Consider the following 21,952-nt stretch of genomic DNA (forward strand, 5'->3'; position numbering starts at 1 on the left):
CCGGGGCCCTCGAGGCCGAGACGGCGGCGCTGCTCGAGGGCGACGAGACCTACGCGTGCCTGCTCACCGTGCCCGGCATCGGCCCGAGGACCGCGGCGCAGCTCGCGGTGTCGGTCGACATCGGGAGGTTCCCGGACCACGACCACCTGGCCTCGTACTGCGGCATAGCCCCGAGGGTGAGGAGCTCCGGAACGTCGGTGAGGTCGGTCAGGGCGTCCAGGCGCGGCGACGCGAGGCTCAAGTCCCTGCTGATCTTCTCGTGCAACAGCCTGGTGAGGTCCTCGGGGCGCTACGGCGAGTACTACCGGGCCTGCAGGGCGCGGGGCATGGGGCACGGGCGGGCGCTCAAGGCCGTCGCGAGGAAGCGGCTCAGGGCGATATACGCCGTGATGCGCGACCGGGTGCCCTACCGGGAGTAGCCCCGACGGTTGACAAAACTATAGGAACACCCAATGAGTGCTTGCAAAATGAGCGTGGATAATCTCCCGGTTTTGGCCTGTGTGCGGGCTCAAAGTGGGAGATTATCCACGCTCGTTATCTGAGTGTCCAAAAATCCACGCTCGTCGCTACTTGAGTCCGGGCAGGCGGGTGTAGGGGAACGAGCGCTCTAAGAACTCGGAGCAGCGGGCGTAATCTTTGGCAAAGTAGCTGCTATAGAGCGAATCGAGTACGTATTGCACGGCAATATGGCTGGCGAATTGCGTGATGCGGTGCGTCATGCTCTCGTGGTCGCTTACCGTGAGATAGGCGGCAAAGCCGGGGTGAATGCGGGCACAGTACGGCGTGCCGATGACGATGACCGGGACATGTCGACTGCTAAGGATCGGCAAGATCTCCTTGAGGTTGGGGGCAAGGCCGCTGTAGGAGATGATGATTGCCACATGGTCGGGACCCGAGGCGAGCGCCGTGCGCACCTGCGCCTCGACGCTGTCGTGGCACGTCGCGCTTTTGCCGGCGGAAAGCAGGCGATCGCGGAACATTCCCGCTGGATACAGGTTATGCGAGCCCGTGTAGATGTCCACGGTGCCGGCGCGCATGATGAGCTTGGCGGCGTGGTTGAGCTGTGCAGGGTCGAGCAGCTCCTGCGTTTCGGCCAAGGTGGTCTGGTAGAGCCCCTCCATGCGTTCCATCACCTGCGCAGGGGTGGAGGTGGCATCGAAGGGAAAGTTGATGTCCACGTCGCGCCGGTTGCCCGCCTCGGTCGCCTGGCGGATGAGCTCGACCTTGAGGTCTTTGAATCCCTCGAGGCCGAGCTTTTTGCAAAAGCGGTGCACGCTCGCGACCGAAACGTTGGCGCACGCGGCAAATTCCTTAATGGAAAGCCCGCGCACATCCTCGCCCATGGCGAGGGCCGTTCGCCCAAGTTGTTGCTCGGTGGGGGTGAGGCTTTTGCCCTGCGTGATCTTTCGCCTGATATCCATATGGCTCCTATGCGTTTGCGTCGCGATAAACCAATCATAGCGATAAATAAAACGTTCGGCTTGGCTGGGAGTTTTGGTCCGCCGGTCTATGAACGACGGACCGCTCGACGCTGTGCGGGCTCAACATAGGGGCGCTGTCCTTGTTGGGCCGTTTGTGCCCGGGGCGTTACCCGAGCACGCGTACGGGCCCCAAGAGGCCGCTGGGATCGGAGGGCTCGGTCATGCCGAACATGTCGGGGACGGCGTGGTCGAGGGTGTTGATGATATCGATCGTAAGCGCGTGCTCGCCGGCTAAAAGTGCGGCGGCCTCAAAGCGGTAAGGCGGACAGATGCGGGTGCCGAGGGATTTGCCGTCGAGGGTGACGGTTGCGGTCTCAAAGACCTCGCCAAGGTCGATGACGGTGCGGTTGGCCGCTTCGCCCAGGACAAAGGAGGCCCGGTAGCGGAATGTGCCGGCCTTGCCGGGGAACTCGGCCGAGGAAAGGTCGTGCAGGTCTGCAAGCTCAACAGACTCGTCAAAGGCATCGGTGCCAGGGGCAGAGAAGGCAACCGCCCAGGGCCCGTCGACGCATGTGGCTTCGTCTTCGGCGGTTGCCACAGCAACGGAACCTGTAGCCCCAAGGACCACGATGCAGCTCTCGTAGGGAGCCAGCTCGAGCGTGCCGTCAAAGGCGGCGGGCTCGGTGCCGTTGAGCAGGTCGAGGCGCGCGCCTGCAACGGGCGTGCCGTCGGCAAGCGCAATCTGAGTGGAGATACCCTGCTTGGGATGCTCGTTGACGAGCATCAGATAGGTCTCGCCCGCCCGCTCGTAGCGCAGTGCGCGCAGCCAGGGCTGGGACTCGGCACAAACCACGGTCTGCATACCGGCGTCGGCAAGCGTGCCTGCGAGCTCGGCGGTTGCCAGGAGCTTGATGCCGGCGACCGCGGCTGCATCCAGGGAGGCAAAGCCCTCGCGGCCTGCAGTGTCACCGTCGTAGCGCTTGCTCGGCAACTCATCCAGCGCGTACACGGCAACACCTGCGGCTGCGGCGCGCGCGGCAAAGTCGAGCACGGCTCCGCCGACAAACTCGGCTCCGGGCATCACCAGGCAGCGGTATGCCTGGCCGTTCACGCTAAAGCCGCTACCGTCTGCGGCAATTTCAACGGCATAGCGCCCTGCGTCCTCAAATGCCTCTGCCGGCACGATGTCAAAGTCGACCTGCGCGCGCAAAAGCTCGGAGGCGACATGCTGCATAAAGTTCGCCTCGCCTGCCCACTCGGCGTCCGCATGGTAGAGAAGCGCCACCGGGGTCGTTGCGCGCCCGCCGCTCAGCAGGCTCGCCGTACGGTTCATGTAGCTCATGAGCTGCCTAAAGTGTGCAAACTGGGGGTTTTGGCCATGCGCATAGAAATGCGGCGGGCAGTCCCAGTCGGGGAAGGCGGCCATGCTAAAGGCATGCGGCACAAACCAATTGACGCCGCGCACCAAAAAATGATCGGCGATCCACTTCATCTCGCGTAGGCCTTCGTGCCATCCAAATGCGCCAAAGACCTCGGCTATGCAGCGCCCCTGCTTTTTGGGATCGAGGTGTGCTGCCGAGGAGCCCAGCTTGGGCAGCACGTAGTTATAGAACTCGAGGTCCCACACGCCGCGTCCGTAGCTGTGAAGGCCGCGGTCCATGCCGGGTACCAGCTGGTTGATCACGATGTCGACGCCCGCCATGTCCTGACCGCCCACGGCGCGGAAGTAGTGCCCGGCGCCCACGCCCAGGCGCGCGTGGCAGTCCTTGTCCTCGATAACGTGGCCGATGTACTGCACGCCGCGCGCGCGGCACCAGTCTCCGAGCTGGTCGCAGAAGCACTCCTTATAGAGGGTGCTCGCGATGTCCATATAGACGTGGCGTACGTGCGCGCCGGCCGGCTCGCGGTCCCACAGGTGCGGGAGCTCGGCCAGGTAGCGCTCGCCCAGTGCCGCGCGTAGGCGACGCTCAAGCTCGGCCGACCAGGGTAGGGGCGCGGTGGCCTTGCCGATGAGCGTGTCCGAGATGCCATCGGGGCCCGTGGTGCCCTTCTCGTTGGCAAATCCGGGCTCATCGGAGAAAAAGCCCAGGATCGTCTTGCCAAACTCATCGCCCAGATGCTCAAAATGCGGCTCGTAGACAGCATCGATGAGCTGCGCCACCGAGGTGCGGTCGACCATATTGATGTAGTCCTCGTTGTAGGAGGTCTTGCCGCTCGTGAACATCACGCATGCCTGCGTGAGGCCCGCAGGTGCATCGAAGACCAGGCGGCTGGGGTTGCCGTCTGCATCGTCGATTACTCGGTAAGCGACGTCGACGGGGCTGCCGTCCTGCATAAATGCCACGCCGTAGAAGCGCTCCGTTTTGTCGAGCATGTTGGCGAGCGCGATGCTCGCGGCGGACGTGGGGCCCACGATGTCGAACGTGCGGTGCGTGAGCACGATCTTGCGGAGCTCGGGCACGGCCTCCTTGACGGCGCCGTTGGCAAAGCCCGTGGGGAAGTGCGCGTCGTCCAAGATCCAGAGCTTAAGGCCCAGCTGCTTGCACTCGTCAATGACAAAGCGCAAGTCGCGCCACCAGCCCTCGCCGCAAAAATCGGGGTGTGGGCGGCTTTCGAGACAGACCTCGTGGATGTCGGCGCCGGCGATCTTTTCCAGATACTCGGCAATGGTCTTATGGCTCTCGCCCTTCATCCACAAAAACGGAAGCACGTGGTTGTCGTATGTGCCCTCGAGCACCTGCTGATAGTACGCGGTCATGGATCCTCCTTGGCTCGATCGATCTGCTGCATAGCACAGATTATGGACGCGTCGGCGCGTTCTGCTAATATCTGAATCACGACGAACTATGACCAAATCAACGATTGGCAAGCCATGGAGATCGACGAGCTCGAGCGTAGGCTCAACGAACTGAGCGCCAGTGAGATCGCTTATAAAGACGGCATGGCATTTGATTGGTCGATTATGACCGAGCATGTCGAAATCGACGGATGCCCAGTGCGCAAGATTGGCCAGCCAGGGTTTGCCTATGCCCAGCCCGGCATGCCGCGTGGCCTGACGATAAGGAAAAACTCGCGCTTTAATGCAGTTCCCGAGCACGTGCATGATTACGTGGAGCTGAGCTATGTGTATCGCGGACGCTGCCCGCAGACGGTGGCGGGGGAGAGGCTCGAGCTGGGCCGCAACGAGGTGCTTTTGCTCGACGCCCTCTGCCCGCATGCCGTGGCGGCGCTTGGTGAGGACGACATCATGCTGAGCATGACCGTTTCACGCTCTTTTTTGCGCCGGAGTCTCGAGTCGAGCCTCTCGCGCGAGAGCGCGGTCTCGCGGTTTTTGTTCAACGCGCTCAACAGCGAGACGGACCATCGGGGCCATGTCCGTTTTCATTGCGGCGAGAGCCGTCGGATTCGGCGCTACATGCAGGAGATGCTCTGCGAGCTGTACGACCCGAGCCCCAACGGTCCCGAGATCGTCTTGCGTCTGTTTCAGCTGTTTTTGGCCGAGCTCATGGATTGCTACGAGCGCGAGCTGGTGCGCGGCGCGGCGGACGGCGCAGCGGGGCCCACTGCCCTGGTGACGGGAATGCTTGGCTATATCGATCGCGAATTCGCTGCATGCTCCCTCGAGGGGATGGCGGCGGAGTTTGGCTTGAGCCCTAATTATGCGACGGCGCTCCTCAAGCGGCATGTGGGCAAGACCTTTAGGCAGCTTGTGCAGGAGCGACGCCTGGTACGTGCGGCCGAGCTTCTGCGCGGCGGCGCCACGGCCGGGGCGGCTGCGCATGCGGTGGGCTATGAAAACATGAGCTTCTTCTACCGTAAGTTTCACGACAAGTATGGCTGCACCCCCGCGGCATACCGCCGGTAAGCGCGGAGCGGATCGTCTTCGCTCCTTCGGTGTCAAAAAGTTTCAGCTGCAGCGCTGTTGCAGCGCGCGTCTGCGAAAAGAAGTGTCGGGTTTGGCACCCCTGCCCCTGTCTGTCGCGTGCGTGGGCGATACTCGGCCTATCGACCCGCAATGCAAAGGAGATGCTCATGGCAAACATCAAGTTCCCCGAGGGTTTCTATTGGGGTGGCGCCACGGCCGCCAATCAGTTTGAGGGCGCTTGGAACGTGGACGGCCGCGGTCCTTCGGTCGACGACCATTTCTTGGGCGGCAGCTACAAGGAGCCGCGTCAGATCACGATCGACATCGACCCTAACCGCTTCTACCCCAATCATGACGGCATCGATTTCTACCATCACTACGAGGAGGACATCGCGCTGTTCGCCGAGATGGGCTTCAACATGTTCCGCATGTCCATCTCTTGGAGCCGCATCTTCCCCAACGGCGACGACGCCGAGCCCAACGAGGCCGGCCTCGCCTTTTACGACCGCGTCTTCGACTGCCTGCGCGCTCACAATATCGAGCCGCTCGTGACCCTGTCGCACTACGAGATGCCCTATCACCTGGTCGAGAAATACAACGGCTGGGCGAGCCGCGAGCTCATCGGCTTCTTTGAGAAGTACTGCCAGACCGTCTTCGACCGCTATCAGGACAAGGTCAAGTTCTGGCTCACCTTCAACGAGATCAACTGCGGCACCCAGGACATGGGCAACCTCTTTGGGACCAGCATGATCCAGGGCTTTGAGGGCCCGGCTTCGGCGGTCCACACCACGCCGCAGGCCCGTATGCAGGCCCTGCATCACCAGTTTGTCGCCAGCGGCCGCGTCGTGCGCTATGCCCACGAGCACTATCCGCAGTTTAAGATGGGCAACATGGACTGCTTCATCCTCTCCTATGCCGCCACGTGCGATCCGGCCGACGTGTTCGCCACGCAGCAGGAGATGAATACCATGAACTGGTACTGCTCCGACGTGCAGGTGCGCGGCAAGTATCCGTTCTATGCCAAGCGCTTCTGGGCCGAGAACGATGTCGAGCTTGTGATGGAGGACGGTGACCTGCAGGATATCGCCGACGGCAAGGTCGATTTCTACACCTTTAGCTACTACATGTCCGGCACCGTGGGCACCCACAGGGATCACGAGATGACCGAGGGCAACATGACCTTTGGCGGCAAGAACCCCTATCTGGAGTCCACCGATTGGGGCTGGCAGATCGATCCGCTGGGCCTGCGCATCGCCCTCAACGAGATTTACGCCCGCTACGAGATTCCGCTGATGGTGGTCGAGAACGGCATGGGCGCCTACGATGAGGTCGAGGAGGACGGTTCCATCCACGATCCGTACCGCATCGCCTACTTGCAGAGCCACATCAAGGCCATGGGCGAGGCCATTGCCGACGGCGTCGACCTGATCGCCTACACCTGGTGGGGTCCCATCGACCTGGTGTCCGCCGGCACCGGCGAGATGCGCAAGCGCTATGGCTTCATCCACGTCGATAAGTACGACGACGGCACCGGTACCTACGAGCGCCGCCGCAAGGACAGCTTCTACGCCTACCAGAAGATCATCAAGTCCAACGGTGCCGAGGGCCTGGATTAATCGACAATATGAGTGCCACCGGGGAAAAGCGTTGGGATGGGCTCGCGATTCGAGTCCCCACCTTAGCATTTGAACCATTTGGCACTATAATCACCATAGGCATGCGCACAACGTTGCGCTTAATCAAGAGGAGAAAACGTATGGGTCTGTTTGACATGTTCAAGAAGAAGGCTGAGCCCGCGACTGCCGCTGCTCCGTCCTCCATCTCTGCTTCTGCCGGCGCCGACGTGCTGTGCTCGCCCGTCAAGGGCAAGGTCATCAAGATGGCCGATGTGCCCGATCCCGTCTTTGGCGGCGAGGTCCTGGGCAAGGGCTGCGCCGTGTGGCCCGAGGACGATCTGGTCTACGCTCCCTGCGACGGCAAGGTGACCGTCACCATGGGTCACGCCGTGGGCCTGCAGTCCGATAGCGGCATCGAGGTTCTGGTGCACGTTGGCGTCGATACCGTCAACATGAACGGCGACGGCTTCGAGGGCTTCGTCAAGGCCGACGATGTCGTTAAGGCTGGCCAGCCCATGCTCAAGATCGACCGCGCCAAGATCGCCGCTGCCGGCTACAAGGACTGCGTCGTCGTGGCTGTGTCCAACACCGCCGAGTTCGCCGACGTCGAGCTCGCCGTCGAGGCTGACTCCGCTGTCTCCGCTGGCGATGCCATCGTCAAGGTCGTCCGCAAGTAGTCTGCGGCAACATAAGGGTGTTTTGGGGTGGTCGGGTTATCCGGCCGCCCTTTTTTATTGCAATGCGGCGGAACGTTTTATTGCGCGTTGGGCGGACCGGTAAACCGTTCGGACGTTAAATCGAGCCGACTGCGCCTTTGCTTTGCCGGGGGTGTTCGTTATCGGCTAGTATGGCCTTATTGTTACGACGCGCACCGCGTCGGGAAGCGCGGTGCCGCTTGTTGGGAGGAATGTCATGAAGAAGAAGCTGCTGCTTGCGCCCCTGATGGCTGTTCTGGTCGCGTGCGTGGTTGTGCTTTCCGGCTGCGGAGGTCCTTCGGTTGAGGAGCTCATCACCGAGGATCTTACGACGCAGTTTGACGAGGTCAAGAACGGCGGCGACGACTTCCTCGCCGGCCTGGAAGAGGCCTCGGGCGACGAGTTCGAGCAGCTGGGCATCGATCCCAAGGAGTACGCCAAGAGCTATCTCGAGGGTTTTGACTACAAGATCGGCGATGTGACGGTCGACGAGGACAAGGGCACCGCGACTGCCGATGTCACCATTACCTGCAAGTCCATGAACAAGATCGTTGAAGATTTCGCCACCCAGTATCAGGAGAAGATCGCGGCGCTCGATACGATGCCTTCCGAGGACGACCTGTACAAGATGGCCGGCCAGGTCATGGTCGACGTGACCAAGGCCGCTAAGACCAAGGACACCAAGGTTACCTTCAAGTACACCGCCAATGACGATGGCGAGTGGTCTGCTGACGATTCCGCAACCACCGAGATGATGAATGCGATGATGAGCTAGGGGAGTTACGCGGTAGTTCGTTACGGCGTTTTACCAAACGCCGTAACTGCCCGACGCTGCGCGGGCACCAGAGCGACAACTTGTCATTCAAAGAGGACGGCATGACCAGAAGGTCTATACCGTCCTCTTTTCATGCCAATTTGTTCGCACTGGTGCCCGCTCGCTGCCCGTCCTCTACCTGCGGCGTTGCCATGGTAGTCATTGAGGCGGCACTTGGGGACGTTCCTTTTCTGCCGGCAGTTGGGGACACTCCTTGTATCAACGCCGTATCAAATGCTCGGGAAAATGCGACCCGGTTTTTTGGCCGAATTCCGGGTCGCGGTTTCCGGATGGGGCGGGTTGCGGAAACCGCGACCCGGAATATTGCTCTGAAACGGGATACGGTTTCCCCGACGCGCCTCAAACGGAAAGTGCATCCCATTTCGGAGCTCCAAAACGGGATGCACTTTCCGCGTGGAAGAATTGTCGCAGCTGCGTTAAGCGGTGTCGCTCGCTACTCGCCCAAGATTAGCTCGGCGAGTTCGTCCTGCGTATCTACCACGTAGTCGGCGCCGGCGGCTTCCAGCTCTGCGCGGCCGCGGAAGCCCCAGCTGACGCCCGCGCTCTTAAGGCCGGCGTTGTGGCCGGTCAGAACATCGACATTCGAATCGCCCACATAGAGCGTGGTTGCCGGATCGGCGCCCAGCTCTTTCATCACATGCAACGTGACGGGTGCCTCGGGCTTGGGCGGAAATGCGCCCACACGGCCCTGTACCAGCGCAAAGCGATCGGGGCCAAAGTATTTCTCGATAAGCGGGGCTGCCGAAATATGATCCTTGTTGGTGAGCACGGCAAGCTGAACGCCCGCTGTGCGCAGACGGTCGAGCATCTCAATCGTGCCGGCGTAGGGTGAGGTGTGGTCCTCCTTGTGCTCGCCGTAATAGGCCCTAAACTCGGCAAGCGTCTGCTCAAACATACGGCCGTCGCCCGCGTACTCGGCGGGCATAAAGCGCTCGACCAGCTTGAGCATGCCGTTTCCCACCTTGTAGCGGTACTCGTCTACGGCAAACGTGGGCCAGCCGTGCATCTCGCAGGTATGGTTGCTGGCGGCCGCCAGGTCCTCGAGCGTGTTGAGGATGGTGCCATCCAGATCAAAGATCACATGGGAAAAAGCTGCTGCCATGGGTGCTCCTGCCGCTTGAGTTGTAAAACGCACCCCATGATACTGGGCATGCGTGCCGGGCATGTTTGGAATCTGAATATCTTTAATAGCCCTGAGCCTTTGTCGTTAGCAAATCCTCGGCAGTTGTTCTCCCACAAGCATGTCGAGGATACGGGTCGAGCCCCAGCCGGTGCGTACGCGCACGGCGGGACGGGCGCCCTCGGCAAGTGGCAGCACGCGACCGATGATGGCGGCGTTCTCGCCGTAGCGGGCGGCGCGCATGGCTGCCAGCGCGGCATCGGCTTGCTCGGCCGGCACCACGGCAACCATCTTGCCCTCGTTTGCCACCTGCAGCACATCGTAGCCGAGCATCTCACATGCCGCCTGCACGTCGGGGCGCACGGGCACGGCATCCTCGTCGATCTCCATGGCAACGCCGCTGGCCTGGGCAAACTCGTTGAGCGTGGATGCCAGGCCGCCGCGCGTGGGGTCGCGGAAGCAGCGGGTGTCGGGGGCGGCGGCGAGCACGTCGGCAATCAGATGATTGAGCGGCGCAGCGTCGCTTTCGATGTTGCTCGAAAACGCCAAGCCCTCGCGCTGGCTCATGATGGCGATGCCGTGGTCGCCTAGCGTACCCGACACCAGGATGACATCGCCGGGCCGACAGTTTGCGCCGCTGAGTGCCACGCCCGTGGGCACCTCGCCCACGCCGGCGGTATTGATGTAGACGCCGTCGGCCCCGCCGCGCTCGACCACCTTGGTGTCGCCGGTGATAATCTTCACACCTGCCTCGCGCGCTGTCTCGGCCATCGTCTGCACAATTTGGCGGAGCTTATCCATGGGATAGCCCTCTTCGAGGATAAAGCCGCACGACAGGTAGCGCACGCTGGCGCCCGAGGTCGCGACGTCGTTAACGGTTCCGCAAACGGCAAGACGTCCGATGTTGCCACCGGGGAAGAACTGCGGCGAGACCACAAAGCTATCGGTCGACATGGCGATGCGCCCGCTCGCGGGGAGCGCGGCGACGCCGGCATCGTTGCCCTCGAGCAGCTCGGGCGACCCAAAGGCATCCAAAAAGACCTCATCGATGATGCGTTTCATCATCTGGCCGCCGGAACCGTGGCCCAGCAGGACAGTGTTATCGGTGATGCTATGGGACATATCCAAAACTCCAATCGTGGGTGGTGCCAGCGTGCGGGTGCGTCCGGGCTAGTTACGGTAGCGGTAGTACGCCGCGCAGCTGCCCTCGGAGCTCACCATGCACGGGCCGACGGGATGTTCGGGCGTGCATGCGCGGCCAAAGAGCGGGCAGTCGCTCGGCGTAATGGCTCCGCGCAGCACGTCGCCGCAGCGGCACCCGCGCGGCTCAACCGTCGGCTCAACGGGCACGTCAAAGCGAACGTGGGCATCAAAGCGCGAGAACTCGGGCCGGATGGAAAGACCCGAGCCGGCAATCGGCCCCAGACCGCGCCATGTGGTATCGCACGGCTCAAATACCTGCTCGACCAGCTGGCGCGCCACGGGATTGCCGTCGGCATTGACGCCGCGACGGTAGGCGTTGTCGATCGCGGGCTGCCCCTCAACAACCATCTGGACCAGCATGCAGATGCCCTGCAGGATATCGACCGGTTCAAATCCCGTGACCACACCCGGGGTCTTGAATTCGTCGACCAAAAACCCAAAGGGTGCCAGGCCTGTGATGGTGGCGACGTGGCCCGGCAGGATGAAGCCGTCGATGGCGGTCTCGGGATCGTTGGCGATGGCGCGCAACGCCGGCGGCGTGGTCTTGTGAGCGCAATAGACCGAAAAGTTCTGGAGTCCGCGTGCATCGGCCTCCAAAATGGCGGCGGCGATGGTGGGCGTCGTGGTCTCAAAGCCCACGCCCATAAAAATGACCGGACGATCGGGGTTTTGCTCGGCAATGTCGAGTGCATCGAGCGGGGAGTACACAATGCGAATGTCGCGCCCCGCGGCCTTTTGCGCGGCAAGCGAGGTGGACGATCCGGGCACGCGCATCATGTCGCCAAAGGTGGTGATGATGGCGCCGTCCATCTTGGCGAGCGCGATTGCATGGTCGATATCGCGGTTGGCGGTAACGCAGACGGGGCAACCCGGACCGCTCAGCAGTTTGAGCCCGGCAGGCATAATGGAGCGAAAACCATAGCGCCCGATGCTCACGGTATGCGTGCCGCAGACTTCCATAAGGTTGATGGTGCGGTCGCCGACAAGCTCATGAATGCGCTCGATGAGCTCGCGAGCCAGCTTGGGATCGCGAAATGCCGAGAAGTCGATACCGGAGCGAGCCGGCTGCTCGGGCGCCACTAGTATGCCTCGGCCGGGTTGGTGGCGAGCTGGTCCTCTTCGGCCAGCTCGGTCATGGTATTGACGAGCTCGAGTGTCTCTTGGGCTTCCTGCTTGCCGACAATCTGAATGCCAAAGCCGGCGTGCACGAGAATATAGTCGCCTACCTGTGCCGTCGGCACGAGGCGCAGCGAAACGGGGCGCTCGATGCCCATCATGTCGACGGTCGCCTTAAGGTCGTCGTCGCGTTTGACCACTTTACCGGGAACGGCAAGGCACATAATGTTCCCCTTTTATACGTTTTGCGCTGGATAGGCGCCTAATTACCCATCAGTTGATGGTAGCGCTCGCGGGAGTCGCGAGCAAACGCGTTACACCTGTGAGACGGCGGCGCGCAGACTGGCAAAACAGCCTATCGCGATGCTGTCTGCGCGAGGCGAGCGCGCGCGATCGTCGCCTGACCGTAGGCGATGCAGCCGTCGTTGACGGGCGCGGAGTGGGGGACCAAGACGGCAAGACCGGCGTCTTTGAGTTCGTGGGTAAGGAGCCGAAGCAAAAGTCGGTTCATGAACACGCCGCCCGAGAGTGCGACGGTGTCGAGGTCTTCACGGACGCAGATCTCGCTTGCGATGCGGGCCGACGCGCGTGCGATGGTGACATGGAAGTCGAGCGCGAGCTTGCCGGCGGGCACGCCGGTCCTGATTCCCTCCAAAAGCGCCTCAAAAAGCGGTCTGGAGTTCAGAACATGGCAGTCGTCTGGACGGGATGATTCGGTTACGGAAAAGCTGGCCATATTGCCGGTGGGGCAGGCACGTTCACTGCTGAGCGCGCGCCAGGCGGTGGCTTCGAGTTCTATGGCGGGTTCGCCCTCGTAGGTTGCCTTGCCGCAGATGCCCAGAATCGCTGCCGCGGCATCAAAGAGACGCCCCATGCTGCTGGTATGCGGGCTGTTGATGCCGCGCTCGATCATGGTGGCTGTCACGCGGCGCGTTTGCTCGTCGAGGCTGTCCAAAAGCCGAGCGGCACCTGGGTGCTCGAGCAGGCCGAGCTCACTGAGCAGGGCAAAGGCGTTGCGGCGGGCATCGCGTACGGACGCTACGCCACCGGGTAGGGCCCAAGTGCGCAGATGCGCTGCGCGCTCAAAGTCAGCAAGGCCAGCGACAAGAAACTCGCCGCCCCATATGGTGCCATCGGTGCCGGCGCCCGTGCCATCCAAGGCAATACCGAGGACGCGCGCCTCGGGCGCAAGCTGGCCTGCAACAATCGCTTCTGCCATCACGCTCGCGATGTGCGCATGATGGTGCTGGACTTCGATAAGCGGCAGATTGTGCTCCCGTGCCTGCGCGCGTGCCCATTGGCTCGGTAGGTAGCTGGGATGCATATCGCAGGCCAAGGCGGCGGGCACCAAGTCAAAGAGATCTTCCAAGCGCGTGCGCGCGGCGTTCCATGCATCGAAGGTCCCGCCGTTTTCAACATCGCCGATATGCTGCGACACAAAACAGGTTGCCTCGCCGTTCGCCCCTTCACGCGTGAGCGCAATCGTGGCCTTTTGTTGTGGCCCGCAGGCGAGCACGCAGGACGGAGCGCCGTCGAGCGCCGGCAACGGCAGCGGCTGGGGTGCATATCCGCGAGCGCGGCGCACGGGCATAACGGCGCCGTCGACCACGCGCACCACGGAGTCATCGTAGCGCGAGAGGATCGCGCGGTCGTTGCCGAGTAGCGCATCAGCAATGCCGGCGGCAACGAGACGCTCCCAGGCAAGATCGTCATCGGTCTCGATGGGCTCTTCGCTCAGGTTTCCGCTGGTCATGACGAGCGCGTGCATACCGCGGGCTTCTGCCGCGGCAAGCAACAGATGCTGAAGCGGGGTGTAGGGGAGCATAACGCCAAGCTCGGGCAGGTCGTGCACGACGGACGGTGCGAGTACGAGGGCGTCGGGAGAATCGCCGTCGCTCCCGCAAACAGCACGCCGGCGCAGCAGCACAATGGGGCGAATGCTGCCGGCCAGCAAGCCGCGCTCAACGTCGCTGATATGGCACAGACGTTCAACGTCGGCAAGGCTGCGCACCATAACGGCAAGTGGCTTGTTGCTGCGGCGTTTACGGCGGCGAAGCTCGGCTACCGCCTGCTCGTTGGAGGCGTCACAGGATAGATGGAATCCGCCCAGGCCCTTGATGGCGACGATGCCACCAACGGCCAGCAGCTCAACGCAGCGCTCGATGATAGCGTCGCTGGCCTCGCGTGTGGTGCCGACGGCCGGTGTCGCGGACGAATTCCCGCACGCATCGCCGTTCACAGCCTCGCGCCAAGTAATATGCGGCCCGCAATCAAAGCAGGCATCGGGCTGCGCGTGAAAACGCCGGTCGAGTGGGTCGGCATACTCCGCGGCACACTCAGGACACATGGGAAAACAATTCATCGACGTGGCCGCTCGGTCATAAGGCAGCGATCGGATGATGGTAAAGCGTGGGCCGCAGTTGGTGCAGTTGATAAAGGGGTAGTGATAGCGTCGGTCGGCGGGATCGAACAATTCGCTCAGACAATCGTCGCAGGTGGCGATATCGGGCGAGACGAGCGTCGTGTGCGCGGTCTGATCCTGTGACGCTACAATACGAAAGACCTGCTCATCGTCGGCATCCCAAGCGTCGGGCTCCAGGTCTGCAACAGCGACATGCTCAACGCGGGCTGCGGCCGGCGCGTGCTCCGACAGCGCGGTGACAAATTCGTCGAGCGCCTCGCTCAAAGCATGCGCCTCGATGTGTACGCCATCGCCCGCGTTGAGCACCCAGCCGCAGATGCCATGCGCCATAGCCTCGCGATACACAAATGGCCGCATGCCAACGCCCTGCACAATGCCCGTCACATGAATATGCACATGCCGCATGTGGCTTCCCCTCGTCAAAACCGACCAAAAAGGGACAGGTTTATTTTGGTCGGTAAAACTTCTAAACCTGCCAAAACAAACCTGTCCCTTTTTGGCAGGTGCGCTGCGGGAAATCCCGCTACAGCCCCAGGCTCTGCTTGGTGGCGGCGCAGGTGAGCTCGCCGTGCTTAACGCCGCGCAGTCCCAGCAACCGGTCCGCTAGCTCATAGACGCGTTTGCCGCGACCCTTGAGCGCCAGAATCTCCAGGCAGTTGTGGTGGTCCAGATGCACGTGCATGGTCGAGACAATCTCGTCGGTGTAGTCGTGCTGCACCTCGTCCAGACGGCGCGTCAGATCGCCGGTATGGTGGTCATAGATCATGGTGAGCGAACCGATGACCTGCTCGTCGGGCGTGCGCATCTGCTCCTTGGCGATCGAGGCGCGAATCAGATCGCGTACGGCCTCGGATCGGTTAGCCACGTCACCGCGGCGCGCGATCTGCTCGTCAAAGCGGCGCAGCAGGTCGTCGGGCGCGGTGACCGAAAAGCGGACCAGCTCGGAGCTGGAGCCGCTGTAGCGGCAGCTTGCATCGTCGTCCGCACCGTGATTGTGCGCGTGCTCGTGCTCGGCCACGTTACACCAGTTTCACAGAGCCGACGGAGTTGTGGTCGGCCTCGATGGCCTCCTCGTAGCCCTCGAGCGCATCGTGCGCCTCGTGGAGTGCCGCCATGGCGGCCTCGAGCTTGGCGCCAATGCGCTCCATGTCAAAGTTCTCGGTCGCATGCAGCAGCTGATGGCTCCACTCGTGAGCGAGCTCAATGGTGTCGTCGACCTGCTTGACGCTCATGGCAAGCTGGCTCATGTTCATTCCGACGTCATGCATGGGGAGTCTCCTTTTGTACGGGGCGATATGGTGGTTCAGATTCTACTACGCCCGCCTTGAGCGCCGCCGCATAAGAAAACGGGTGCGAGTCCGTCTGACCCGCACCCGTTCACTGGGGGCTGTTTGTATCTACCATACTATCCGTGGTCGCATACCTTGCGTTTGGCACTCCGGCGAGCGGTGCGAAACCGCTCATGGACGGCAGATGGGTAACAAGCGTATTACAGATGTTTCTCCAGCAGTGCCTGAAGTCTTGCCTTGGGCAAGGCGCCGACCGAGCGGTCGACCTCCTCGCCGTTCTTAAAGACGATCAGCGTGGGGATGCTCATGACGCCAAACTTCATGGCCAGGTCCTGGTTGTCGTCGACGTTGCACTTGGCCACAGCCAACTTGCCGGCCAGCTCGTCGGCAACCTCGTCTACGATGGGCGAGAGCGAGCGGCAGGGGCCGCACCACGGGGCCCAAAAATCAACCAGTACGGGCAGGCTGTCGTTAACGATGGAATCGAAGTTCTCGGGGGTAATCTGCTTAATGTCAGCCATGGTGACCTCCATAATACGACGCGGCTCGGCCGCGTAAAACTCAGTACGACCGTGCTTATACCCAGCGGCCCGCAAAGCAACCACTCGCGGGCGGCTCTTTTATATAATGGTGGGCACGCAAACGATTGGAGAGCGCATGCCCACGTCACAAAGCCAGAAAAAAGAAGCCATCGCTCAGGCGACCGAGCAGGAGCTCGCGTCGCTTGCAGGTCGCGGTGTGCGTATCGCGGGCAACGCGTGCTCGCCGATTGTGCTGGTCAAAGGCGATTTGGATGAAGCCGAGTGCTCGGGCGGCGAGCTGGCTGCCGGCGCGGATGGCGCCGCGTTGCGCAAGGCGCTCGGCGCCATCGGATATGCCCCCGAGGACTTTTGCGTGCTGGCAAGCGTCGCCGGCGCGGGTGACGGAGCGGTCGCGGTGGGCGAGACTCTGCCGTGCGACCTGTTCCGCGAGGCGCTGGAGGCTCTGGACCCCGAGGCGGTGCTGCTGCTCGACAACAGTGCGGCCGATGTCATGCGCGAGACCTATGCCGATATGCTTGTGGCAATTGATGACTTTGACACCGCCATGCTCAAGCCCGGCCTGGTCGCCCATGTGCAGGGGCGCCGCGTGCTGGCGCTCGACGGTTTTGAGGCGGCGCTCACCGACAAGGCCGCCAAGCAGCGCATGTGGGCCTACATTAAGCAGCTGACCCCGGCGGCTGCACCGCTGTAGCGAGGTTGGCGGCAGCCCCTACATCACGGCGCGCAGCTCAAACCGGTCGCCGTTAATGCGGAGCTGGCAGTTGCCGTTCATGCGCTCGACGGCAAGCATAATGCTCTTGGTGCCAAAGCCGTGCCCAGTGTGCTGAGCCACGGGCATGCCGTCGACCATGTGCGGCGCACGGCCAAACGTGTTGGAAACCAGCAATAGAAGCTGACCGTCTTCGTAGCGAAGGTCCAGGTCGACAAACCGCTTGCCTTCGGGGGCGGCGCTCGCCGCGGCGATGGCATTGTCCAGGGCGTTCGATACCACACTGAATAGATCGACATCGCCCACGTGGACGGTTTCGGGCACGGCGGCGCGCAGATCGGCGGTGATGCCGCGCGCGTTGATGTCCGCGGAAAGCGACGAGAGCGCAATGTTGACCGTTTCGTTGGCGCAGTAGCGGCGCACGGCGGTGCGGTCGTTGGTCTCGCAGAGCGCGTCGATGCGCCCGAGTGCCTCATCGGTGTGACCCTCTTCGATCAGGGCCGCAAGACCGCGCAGGTAGTGGCGCATGTCGTATCACATTGAGACCAAGTCAAGAAGAATCGCTTCGGTCGAATCGCGTCTTTTGGGTGAGTTCTCAACGTCCGCTGCCGCTGGTTTCCACCGTATGCCGAAAACACCCGGACGATGCCGTGCAGATCGCTTCGCTCTGCTATAGTCTCCCAAATTCACGTTTTCTATTGGGATGGTGGTTAATATGGGCGACATACTCGAATCGTTCCTGCGCGTGGCGATGGTGGTGTTCATCGTCGGTCCGCTCACTGCATGGGTCGCCCGTCGCGGCGCGCGCGAGCGCAGTGAGGCGACGGACAGCCTCGATCGCTTCACGGTGCGCATGCCCGCTGCCATTCGCACGATCATCGCCTGCTGCGCCGTCGCGTTCGAACTGCTCATGCTGGGTGTCTACGTCTGGCAGGGCGTCTCGTTGGGCGAGTGGGACCACGAACTTGTGTGGTTCGGTCACGCCATGGCGCTCGCGGGCATGGCCATCTGGGCCCTGCTGAGCATCCCGCGCATCGACGTGGACGGTGAGCGAATTCTCTCGCGTAACGCCTTCGGCATCCGCAAGGAGACGACGTTTGGCAACATCACCCGTGCAACGCTTCACACGCAGATGATGAGGATCGACCTGTTCGAGGGCGACCGGAAGTTCTGCTCGATAAGCCTCGAGGGGGTGTGCTCGCTCAACCTCCTCGCCCGTCTGGAGGAAGAGGGCATCGAAGTCTCGGACGCCGTCGACGGTCCCATGACCAAGGCGGGCCTGTGTTGGTCTGCCATCAAGCCGTTGACGATTGTTTTCAACGGCATGGCGCTCGTCTTCTCGCTCGTGATCGCCTTCATGGCTGTTTTCACCGATGCCGGTGCTCGTCTGCTCTTGCTCGTCCCGTTCCTCTTCCTGTTCATAGGGGGACTCCTGCCCCTGCTCATGCTCAGCATGCCCGCCCGCGGCATCCTCGAGATCGGCAGGCAGGAGCGCGAACTCGGCTTCTCCTTCGCCGAGGAGATGGCAAGTCGAGGTACCACGGGCACTTCGCTTGTCGACGATGATTGGTTCATCGAGATCAGCAATGCCCGCGTCGTGGCGTTCCGTCGCGATTACCTCAAGAAGGTCACGGCGCACGAGAACAGCGAGAGCGGCGACCGTTGCACGGTGACCACGAAAGGCGGTCGCAAAATCAAGGTGTATGCAGCGGGCAGCACGCTCGAGGACCTGCGCTCGTGGTTCAAACAGGGTGCCAAGGCCAGAAGCACGCTCGACCGTGCAGAGGACGCGCTCGAGACGACGTCTGATTGGGTTGTCTGACCTGTATCGTCTTTTCGGACACGCATGCTAGAGGCCCAATCCTTTAGAATGCATTCATCGACGACCGAGAGGACGGTATGCTATGTCCAACCCAGCCGCCAAGTACACCGACGAGTTCAGGCGCGAGACCGCCGACTACATCATCTCGACGGGCAGGCCGATAACGGAATGCTGCGCAGAACTGGGCCTGAATTCCAAGACCGTGAACAAGTGGGTGCAGAATCGCCGGCGCGAGCTTGCCGGCGGGCCCGACCCCAAGGCCGAGGACCGCGAGCTTCGCGAGGCGAAAAGGCGCATACGCGAGCTCGAGATGGAGAACGCCTTCTTGAAAAAAGCCGCGGCCTTCTTCGCCAAAAGCCAGGCGTAGCCGCGTGCTACCGGATGATGTTGGCGGAGAAGGCCGAATTCCCGGTGAAAATGATGGCCCGCGTGCTCGGCGTGAGCCGATCGGGCTTCTACTCGTGGCTCTCCAACGGCTGCCCGCGAGAAGACTGGTCGGCCGAGCGCGAGGCGGTCCGGCGCGTGTGGCTGGAGTCGGACCGCAGGTTCGGCTTCCGGTTCGTGAAATGCTTCCTGCCCGGCGAGTTCTCCGGATTGACCCTGTACAGGGTGCGCAAGCTGATGCGCGAGCTGGGAATACGCGGCTGCACGCCCAACGCCAGGAAGCGCACCACCATCCCCGACCCGAAGGCCAGGCCCCGGCCCGACCTGGTGCGCCGCGACTTCACCAGTCCCGTTCCAACCTGCAAGCTCGTGGGCGACATCACCTACCTGCGCACCGGCGAGGGATGGCTGTACCTGTCGACGGTCATCGACCTCAACACCCGCATGGTGGTGGGCTGGTCGCTCTCCGAGCGCATGACCGCCGACATCGTGGTTTCGGCGCTGGCGTCGGCCAAATCGCGCGGCTACGTGGCCGGCAACGCGATATTCCACGCCGACCGCGGCGCCCAGTACACCAGCAGGCTTCTGGCCGAATGGGCGCGCGACAACGACGTGCGGCTGTCCTGCAGCCGCGCCGGCAACTGCCACGACAACGCGGTGGCCGAGTCGTTCCTCGCCACGCTGAAGAACGAGATGTACTACAGGCGCAGCTTCCCGACCAGGGATTCCGCCAAGCACGCGGTGGTCGAGTTCATCGAGGCGTACTACAACCGCCGAAGGCCCCGCTCGACGATCGGCTACAAGGTGCCGGCCGAGGCCATGGCGGCCTTCTTCGAGAGAACCGAGCCCAAGCTCGAGGCCATGCCTATGGCCGCTTGATTTCTCGAGCATGCGTGTCCGAAATCTTGACACAGGTCAGAAGGCCTCGATGCCAGCGCTGCGCCGATATGGGGCAGCGGCCCCCCGTTGGCCGCCATGGCCCTGACTTCCGAGCGTATGCTGGCGCCGCTCGTCTTAAGACGTTGACCTCCATCCGGAGCCTGCGGTTCTCGCGCTCGGGCTCCAGGATCCGGTTCTACTCGGGCGTGCGGTTGTCGGCGGCGCGCGGCGAGCCGGTCTCGTTTATCGACTTGACCCGCCTCTCCACGGTGCTCTTGTCGAGGTCGCACTCGTCCATGGCCTCGCGCCTGGGTTTTCCGGCGTTGTGGAGATCGACTATCTTCCTCTTGAACTCGTCGGTGAAATGCCTCGGTCTGGGGCCGGTCGAGGCCGAGCCCCCGGTCCGGCTGGGGTAGCATGTCGCTGCGGACCATTGTCTTTCCTCTCGTTGAATATCTAGGCGCTGACGATTCTAGGCGATGGCCCTCTCTTGCTTCTTACACCTCGATTGTGCTCGCTACCCCCAGCGGGCCCGGATCGAGCGATTCGGGCCCGCTTTTGGGGCCTGCCGGAAACCCGGTGGTCAAAAAGGGCCAAATATGAGTACTGTTACCAGTTTGGTGGCAGCCAAATGGCCTCAAAAATCGGTGCCAGAGGCCAAAAGTGCATCGATTTTCGTTCTTCAGAGTCGCGATCGGGCTCCAAACAAGGCGATTTTGCTGCTCTGGACCGGAAAATCGATGCTACTAATTTGGTGACAGTACTCATATTTGGCCCTTTTTGACCACTGCCCCTTGGTCCAGGACAAAACGGGCTGCCCGAATCATGGGGCGGGTCCATTTTCGGCTGTCCTCAGCTTGCCAGTTCGAAAATGGACCTGCCGCATGATTGAATCTTTATTTCAACTTTACACCTAGGTTTACAGCTGTCTTGTCAGCTGTAAACCTAGGTGTCATACTAAAGCCCCAAGATTCGCCAAAAGAGAGGGGCCTTGATGGCACAGAGCGCGAACATGGATGCGTCGGAGCTTGCACGCGACATTGCGGCCGGCCTGGCATCGGCAACGACGGCAACGGAGCGCGCGGCATTGGTGCCCGCAGAGCTCGTCGAGGCCATTCAGCAACTTAAAACCCAGCGCGACGCGGTGATCCTGGCGCACTATTACGTGGCGCCCGAGGTCCAGGCTGTGGCCGATTACGTCGGCGACAGCTTCTACCTGGCTAAGCTCGCCAAGAGCCTGCCGCAGCAGACCATCGTGCTGTGCGGCGTGGAGTTTATGGGCGAGAGCGCCAAGCTGCTCAACCCCACCAAGACCGTGCTGCTGCCCGAGCCGGGCGCGGACTGCCCCATGGCTCATATGGTCAAGCGCGAGACGGTCGACGCGGCGCGCGCCGAGTACGGCGACGACCTGGCCGTGGTCTGCTACGTCAACTCCACGGTCGAGATCAAGAGCTGGAGCGACGTGTGCGTCACCAGCTCCAACGCCGTCAAGATCGTGTCCGAGCTGCCGCAGCAGCATATCCTGTTCATTCCCGACCAAAACCTCGGCCGCTTCGTAGCCGAGCAGGTGCCGCAAAAGCACGTCATTCTCAACAACGGCTACTGCCCGCGCCATCACATCATCACCGTCGAGCAGATCGTCGACGCGACGGAGGCCCACCCCGACGCGCTCGTGCTGGCGCACCCCGAGTGCAAGGCCGACGTCCTGGCCGAGGCCGACTACATCGGCTCCACCGCCGGCATCATCAAGTATGCCGAGGAGTCCGACGCGAGCGAGTTCATTATCGTGACGGTTCGCGGCGTGCTCTACGAGCTCGAGCGCCGCTGCCAGGGCACCGGCAAGAAGTTCTACTTCCCCGCGGTGCAGCCCACCTGCGTCAACATGGACCTCATCACGCTCGAAAAGCTCGTGCGCTGCCTGGAGACGGGCGAGGGCGAGGTGCAGATCGGCGTCTCGGACGAGGCGGCAGACCAGGCCAAGCTCACGCTCGACCGCATGCTCGAGTACGCGGCGCGCTAAGCCAATGTGACATG

20 protein-coding genes and 1 pseudogene are annotated in these 21,952 nt (G+C 62.3%); 10 read left to right on the plus strand and 11 right to left on the minus strand.

What is annotated here, in order from left to right; genetic code table 11:
- Positions 1 to 419, plus strand: a 419-nt coding sequence (locus PMX72_RS01095; RefSeq protein WP_271746116.1) for a transposase, incomplete at its 5' end; no start/stop codon positions are given.
- 147 nt (positions 420 to 566) lie between these two features.
- On the opposite strand, the gene PMX72_RS01100 is transcribed toward PMX72_RS01095, so the two are convergent.
- A complete protein-coding gene (locus tag PMX72_RS01100; RefSeq protein WP_118066443.1) occupies positions 567 to 1,421 on the minus strand; it encodes a MurR/RpiR family transcriptional regulator in 855 nt (284 codons plus the stop codon).
- A gap of 166 nt (positions 1,422 to 1,587) precedes the next feature.
- Positions 1,588 to 4,179, minus strand: a complete 2,592-nt coding sequence (locus PMX72_RS01105; protein WP_271728855.1) for a glycosyl hydrolase — start codon at positions 4,177 to 4,179, stop codon at positions 1,588 to 1,590.
- 114 nt (positions 4,180 to 4,293) lie between these two features.
- Between PMX72_RS01105 and PMX72_RS01110 the strand changes: the two genes are divergently transcribed.
- The 4 genes from PMX72_RS01110 to PMX72_RS01125 all read left to right on the plus strand — a co-directional run bounded on the left by PMX72_RS01110 (position 4,294) and on the right by PMX72_RS01125 (position 8,372).
- Positions 4,294 to 5,286: a helix-turn-helix domain-containing protein gene (locus PMX72_RS01110; RefSeq protein ID WP_117817495.1), complete on the plus strand. Its 993-nt coding sequence runs from the start codon at positions 4,294 to 4,296 to the stop codon at positions 5,284 to 5,286.
- Positions 5,287 to 5,453: 167 nt separating this feature from the next.
- Positions 5,454 to 6,902: a glycoside hydrolase family 1 protein gene (locus PMX72_RS01115; RefSeq protein WP_118372904.1), complete on the plus strand. Its 1,449-nt coding sequence runs from the start codon at positions 5,454 to 5,456 to the stop codon at positions 6,900 to 6,902.
- Between the two features lie 140 nt (positions 6,903 to 7,042).
- Positions 7,043 to 7,579 (plus strand): PTS sugar transporter subunit IIA, encoded by a 537-nt coding sequence (locus tag PMX72_RS01120; RefSeq protein ID WP_117790320.1) that lies wholly within the window; start codon positions 7,043 to 7,045, stop codon positions 7,577 to 7,579.
- A gap of 235 nt (positions 7,580 to 7,814) precedes the next feature.
- Entirely contained in the window at positions 7,815 to 8,372 is a 558-nt protein-coding gene (locus PMX72_RS01125) for a hypothetical protein (protein ID WP_117757704.1), read from the plus strand.
- A gap of 493 nt (positions 8,373 to 8,865) precedes the next feature.
- On the opposite strand, the gene PMX72_RS01130 is transcribed toward PMX72_RS01125, so the two are convergent.
- The 8 genes from PMX72_RS01130 to trxA form a co-directional block, all read right to left on the minus strand.
- Positions 8,866 to 9,534 (minus strand): HAD family hydrolase, encoded by a 669-nt coding sequence (locus PMX72_RS01130; protein WP_117757705.1) that lies wholly within the window; start codon positions 9,532 to 9,534, stop codon positions 8,866 to 8,868.
- 105 nt (positions 9,535 to 9,639) lie between these two features.
- Positions 9,640 to 10,674 carry a hydrogenase expression/formation protein HypE gene (hypE, locus tag PMX72_RS01135; protein WP_271728856.1) on the minus strand — a complete coding sequence of 345 codons (1,035 nt, stop codon included), beginning with the start codon at positions 10,672 to 10,674 and terminating at the stop codon, positions 9,640 to 9,642.
- Positions 10,675 to 10,722: 48 nt separating this feature from the next.
- Complete coding sequence (gene hypD / locus PMX72_RS01140; RefSeq protein ID WP_271728858.1) at positions 10,723 to 11,835, minus strand: hydrogenase formation protein HypD; 1,113 nt, start codon at positions 11,833 to 11,835, stop codon at positions 10,723 to 10,725.
- On the minus strand, positions 11,835 to 12,095 hold the full coding sequence (locus PMX72_RS01145) for a HypC/HybG/HupF family hydrogenase formation chaperone (RefSeq protein ID WP_271728860.1): 261 nt from the start codon (positions 12,093 to 12,095) through the stop codon (positions 11,835 to 11,837). The genes hypD and PMX72_RS01145 overlap by 1 nt, the downstream gene beginning before the upstream one ends.
- A 131-nt stretch (positions 12,096 to 12,226) precedes the next feature.
- On the minus strand, positions 12,227 to 14,698 hold the full coding sequence (gene hypF, locus PMX72_RS01150) for a carbamoyltransferase HypF (RefSeq protein ID WP_271728862.1): 2,472 nt from the start codon (positions 14,696 to 14,698) through the stop codon (positions 12,227 to 12,229).
- A gap of 118 nt (positions 14,699 to 14,816) precedes the next feature.
- A complete protein-coding gene (nikR, locus tag PMX72_RS01155; RefSeq protein WP_117757710.1) occupies positions 14,817 to 15,311 on the minus strand; it encodes a nickel-responsive transcriptional regulator NikR in 495 nt (164 codons plus the stop codon).
- Between the two features lies 1 nt (position 15,312).
- Positions 15,313 to 15,561 (minus strand): hypothetical protein, encoded by a 249-nt coding sequence (locus PMX72_RS01160; RefSeq protein WP_006235225.1) that lies wholly within the window; start codon positions 15,559 to 15,561, stop codon positions 15,313 to 15,315.
- Positions 15,562 to 15,782: 221 nt separating this feature from the next.
- Positions 15,783 to 16,103 (minus strand): thioredoxin, encoded by a 321-nt coding sequence (trxA, locus tag PMX72_RS01165; RefSeq protein ID WP_117776407.1) that lies wholly within the window; start codon positions 16,101 to 16,103, stop codon positions 15,783 to 15,785.
- Positions 16,104 to 16,239: 136 nt separating this feature from the next.
- Here trxA and PMX72_RS01170 point away from each other — a divergent pair, with 136 nt between their 5' ends.
- Complete coding sequence (locus PMX72_RS01170; protein WP_117790318.1) at positions 16,240 to 16,815, plus strand: hypothetical protein; 576 nt, start codon at positions 16,240 to 16,242, stop codon at positions 16,813 to 16,815.
- 18 nt (positions 16,816 to 16,833) lie between these two features.
- Here PMX72_RS01170 and PMX72_RS01175 read toward each other — a convergent pair whose 3' ends face one another.
- Positions 16,834 to 17,361, minus strand: a complete 528-nt coding sequence (locus PMX72_RS01175) for a GHKL domain-containing protein (RefSeq protein ID WP_117776393.1) — start codon at positions 17,359 to 17,361, stop codon at positions 16,834 to 16,836.
- Between the two features lie 187 nt (positions 17,362 to 17,548).
- Here PMX72_RS01175 and PMX72_RS01180 point away from each other — a divergent pair, with 187 nt between their 5' ends.
- From PMX72_RS01180 to nadA, 4 genes and pseudogenes are all read left to right on the plus strand, one after another.
- Complete coding sequence (locus PMX72_RS01180) at positions 17,549 to 18,655, plus strand: hypothetical protein (RefSeq protein WP_055250822.1); 1,107 nt, start codon at positions 17,549 to 17,551, stop codon at positions 18,653 to 18,655.
- Positions 18,656 to 18,737: 82 nt separating this feature from the next.
- A pseudogene (locus PMX72_RS01185) lies at positions 18,738 to 18,962 on the plus strand (transposase); the annotation flags it as partial.
- Entirely contained in the window at positions 18,866 to 19,918 is a 1,053-nt protein-coding gene (locus PMX72_RS01190; protein WP_158567660.1) for an IS3 family transposase, read from the plus strand. The pseudogene PMX72_RS01185 and the gene PMX72_RS01190, both read left to right, overlap by 97 nt.
- A gap of 994 nt (positions 19,919 to 20,912) precedes the next feature.
- Positions 20,913 to 21,938: a quinolinate synthase NadA gene (nadA, locus tag PMX72_RS01195; protein WP_117583639.1), complete on the plus strand. Its 1,026-nt coding sequence runs from the start codon at positions 20,913 to 20,915 to the stop codon at positions 21,936 to 21,938.
- Positions 21,939 to 21,952: the final 14 nt, after the last annotated feature.

This window comes from Collinsella aerofaciens, assembly GCF_028207065.1.
Taxonomy (GTDB): Bacteria; Actinomycetota; Coriobacteriia; order Coriobacteriales; family Coriobacteriaceae; genus Collinsella; species Collinsella aerofaciens_AR.

Bases quoted from the DNA above. Each gene is read 5' to 3' on its own strand.
- PMX72_RS01100 (WP_118066443.1), bottom strand. From the start codon at position 1,421: ATGGATATCAGGCGAAAGATCACGCAGGGCAAAAGCCTCACCCCCACC.
- PMX72_RS01105 (WP_271728855.1), bottom strand. From the start codon at position 4,179: ATGACCGCGTACTATCAGCAGGTGCTCGAGGGCACATACGACAACCAC.
- PMX72_RS01110 (WP_117817495.1), top strand. From the start codon at position 4,294: ATGGAGATCGACGAGCTCGAGCGTAGGCTCAACGAACTGAGCGCCAGT.
- PMX72_RS01115 (WP_118372904.1), top strand. From the start codon at position 5,454: ATGGCAAACATCAAGTTCCCCGAGGGTTTCTATTGGGGTGGCGCCACG.
- PMX72_RS01120 (WP_117790320.1), top strand. From the start codon at position 7,043: ATGGGTCTGTTTGACATGTTCAAGAAGAAGGCTGAGCCCGCGACTGCC.
- PMX72_RS01125 (WP_117757704.1), top strand. From the start codon at position 7,815: ATGAAGAAGAAGCTGCTGCTTGCGCCCCTGATGGCTGTTCTGGTCGCG.
- PMX72_RS01130 (WP_117757705.1), bottom strand. From the start codon at position 9,534: ATGGCAGCAGCTTTTTCCCATGTGATCTTTGATCTGGATGGCACCATC.
- hypE (WP_271728856.1), bottom strand. From the start codon at position 10,674: ATGTCCCATAGCATCACCGATAACACTGTCCTGCTGGGCCACGGTTCC.
- PMX72_RS01145 (WP_271728860.1), bottom strand. From the start codon at position 12,095: ATGTGCCTTGCCGTTCCCGGTAAAGTGGTCAAACGCGACGACGACCTT.
- hypF (WP_271728862.1), bottom strand. From the start codon at position 14,698: ATGCGGCATGTGCATATTCATGTGACGGGCATTGTGCAGGGCGTTGGC.
- PMX72_RS01160 (WP_006235225.1), bottom strand. From the start codon at position 15,561: ATGCATGACGTCGGAATGAACATGAGCCAGCTTGCCATGAGCGTCAAG.
- trxA (WP_117776407.1), bottom strand. From the start codon at position 16,103: ATGGCTGACATTAAGCAGATTACCCCCGAGAACTTCGATTCCATCGTT.
- PMX72_RS01170 (WP_117790318.1), top strand. From the start codon at position 16,240: ATGCCCACGTCACAAAGCCAGAAAAAAGAAGCCATCGCTCAGGCGACC.
- PMX72_RS01175 (WP_117776393.1), bottom strand. From the start codon at position 17,361: ATGCGCCACTACCTGCGCGGTCTTGCGGCCCTGATCGAAGAGGGTCAC.
- PMX72_RS01180 (WP_055250822.1), top strand. From the start codon at position 17,549: ATGGGCGACATACTCGAATCGTTCCTGCGCGTGGCGATGGTGGTGTTC.
- nadA (WP_117583639.1), top strand. From the start codon at position 20,913: ATGGCACAGAGCGCGAACATGGATGCGTCGGAGCTTGCACGCGACATT.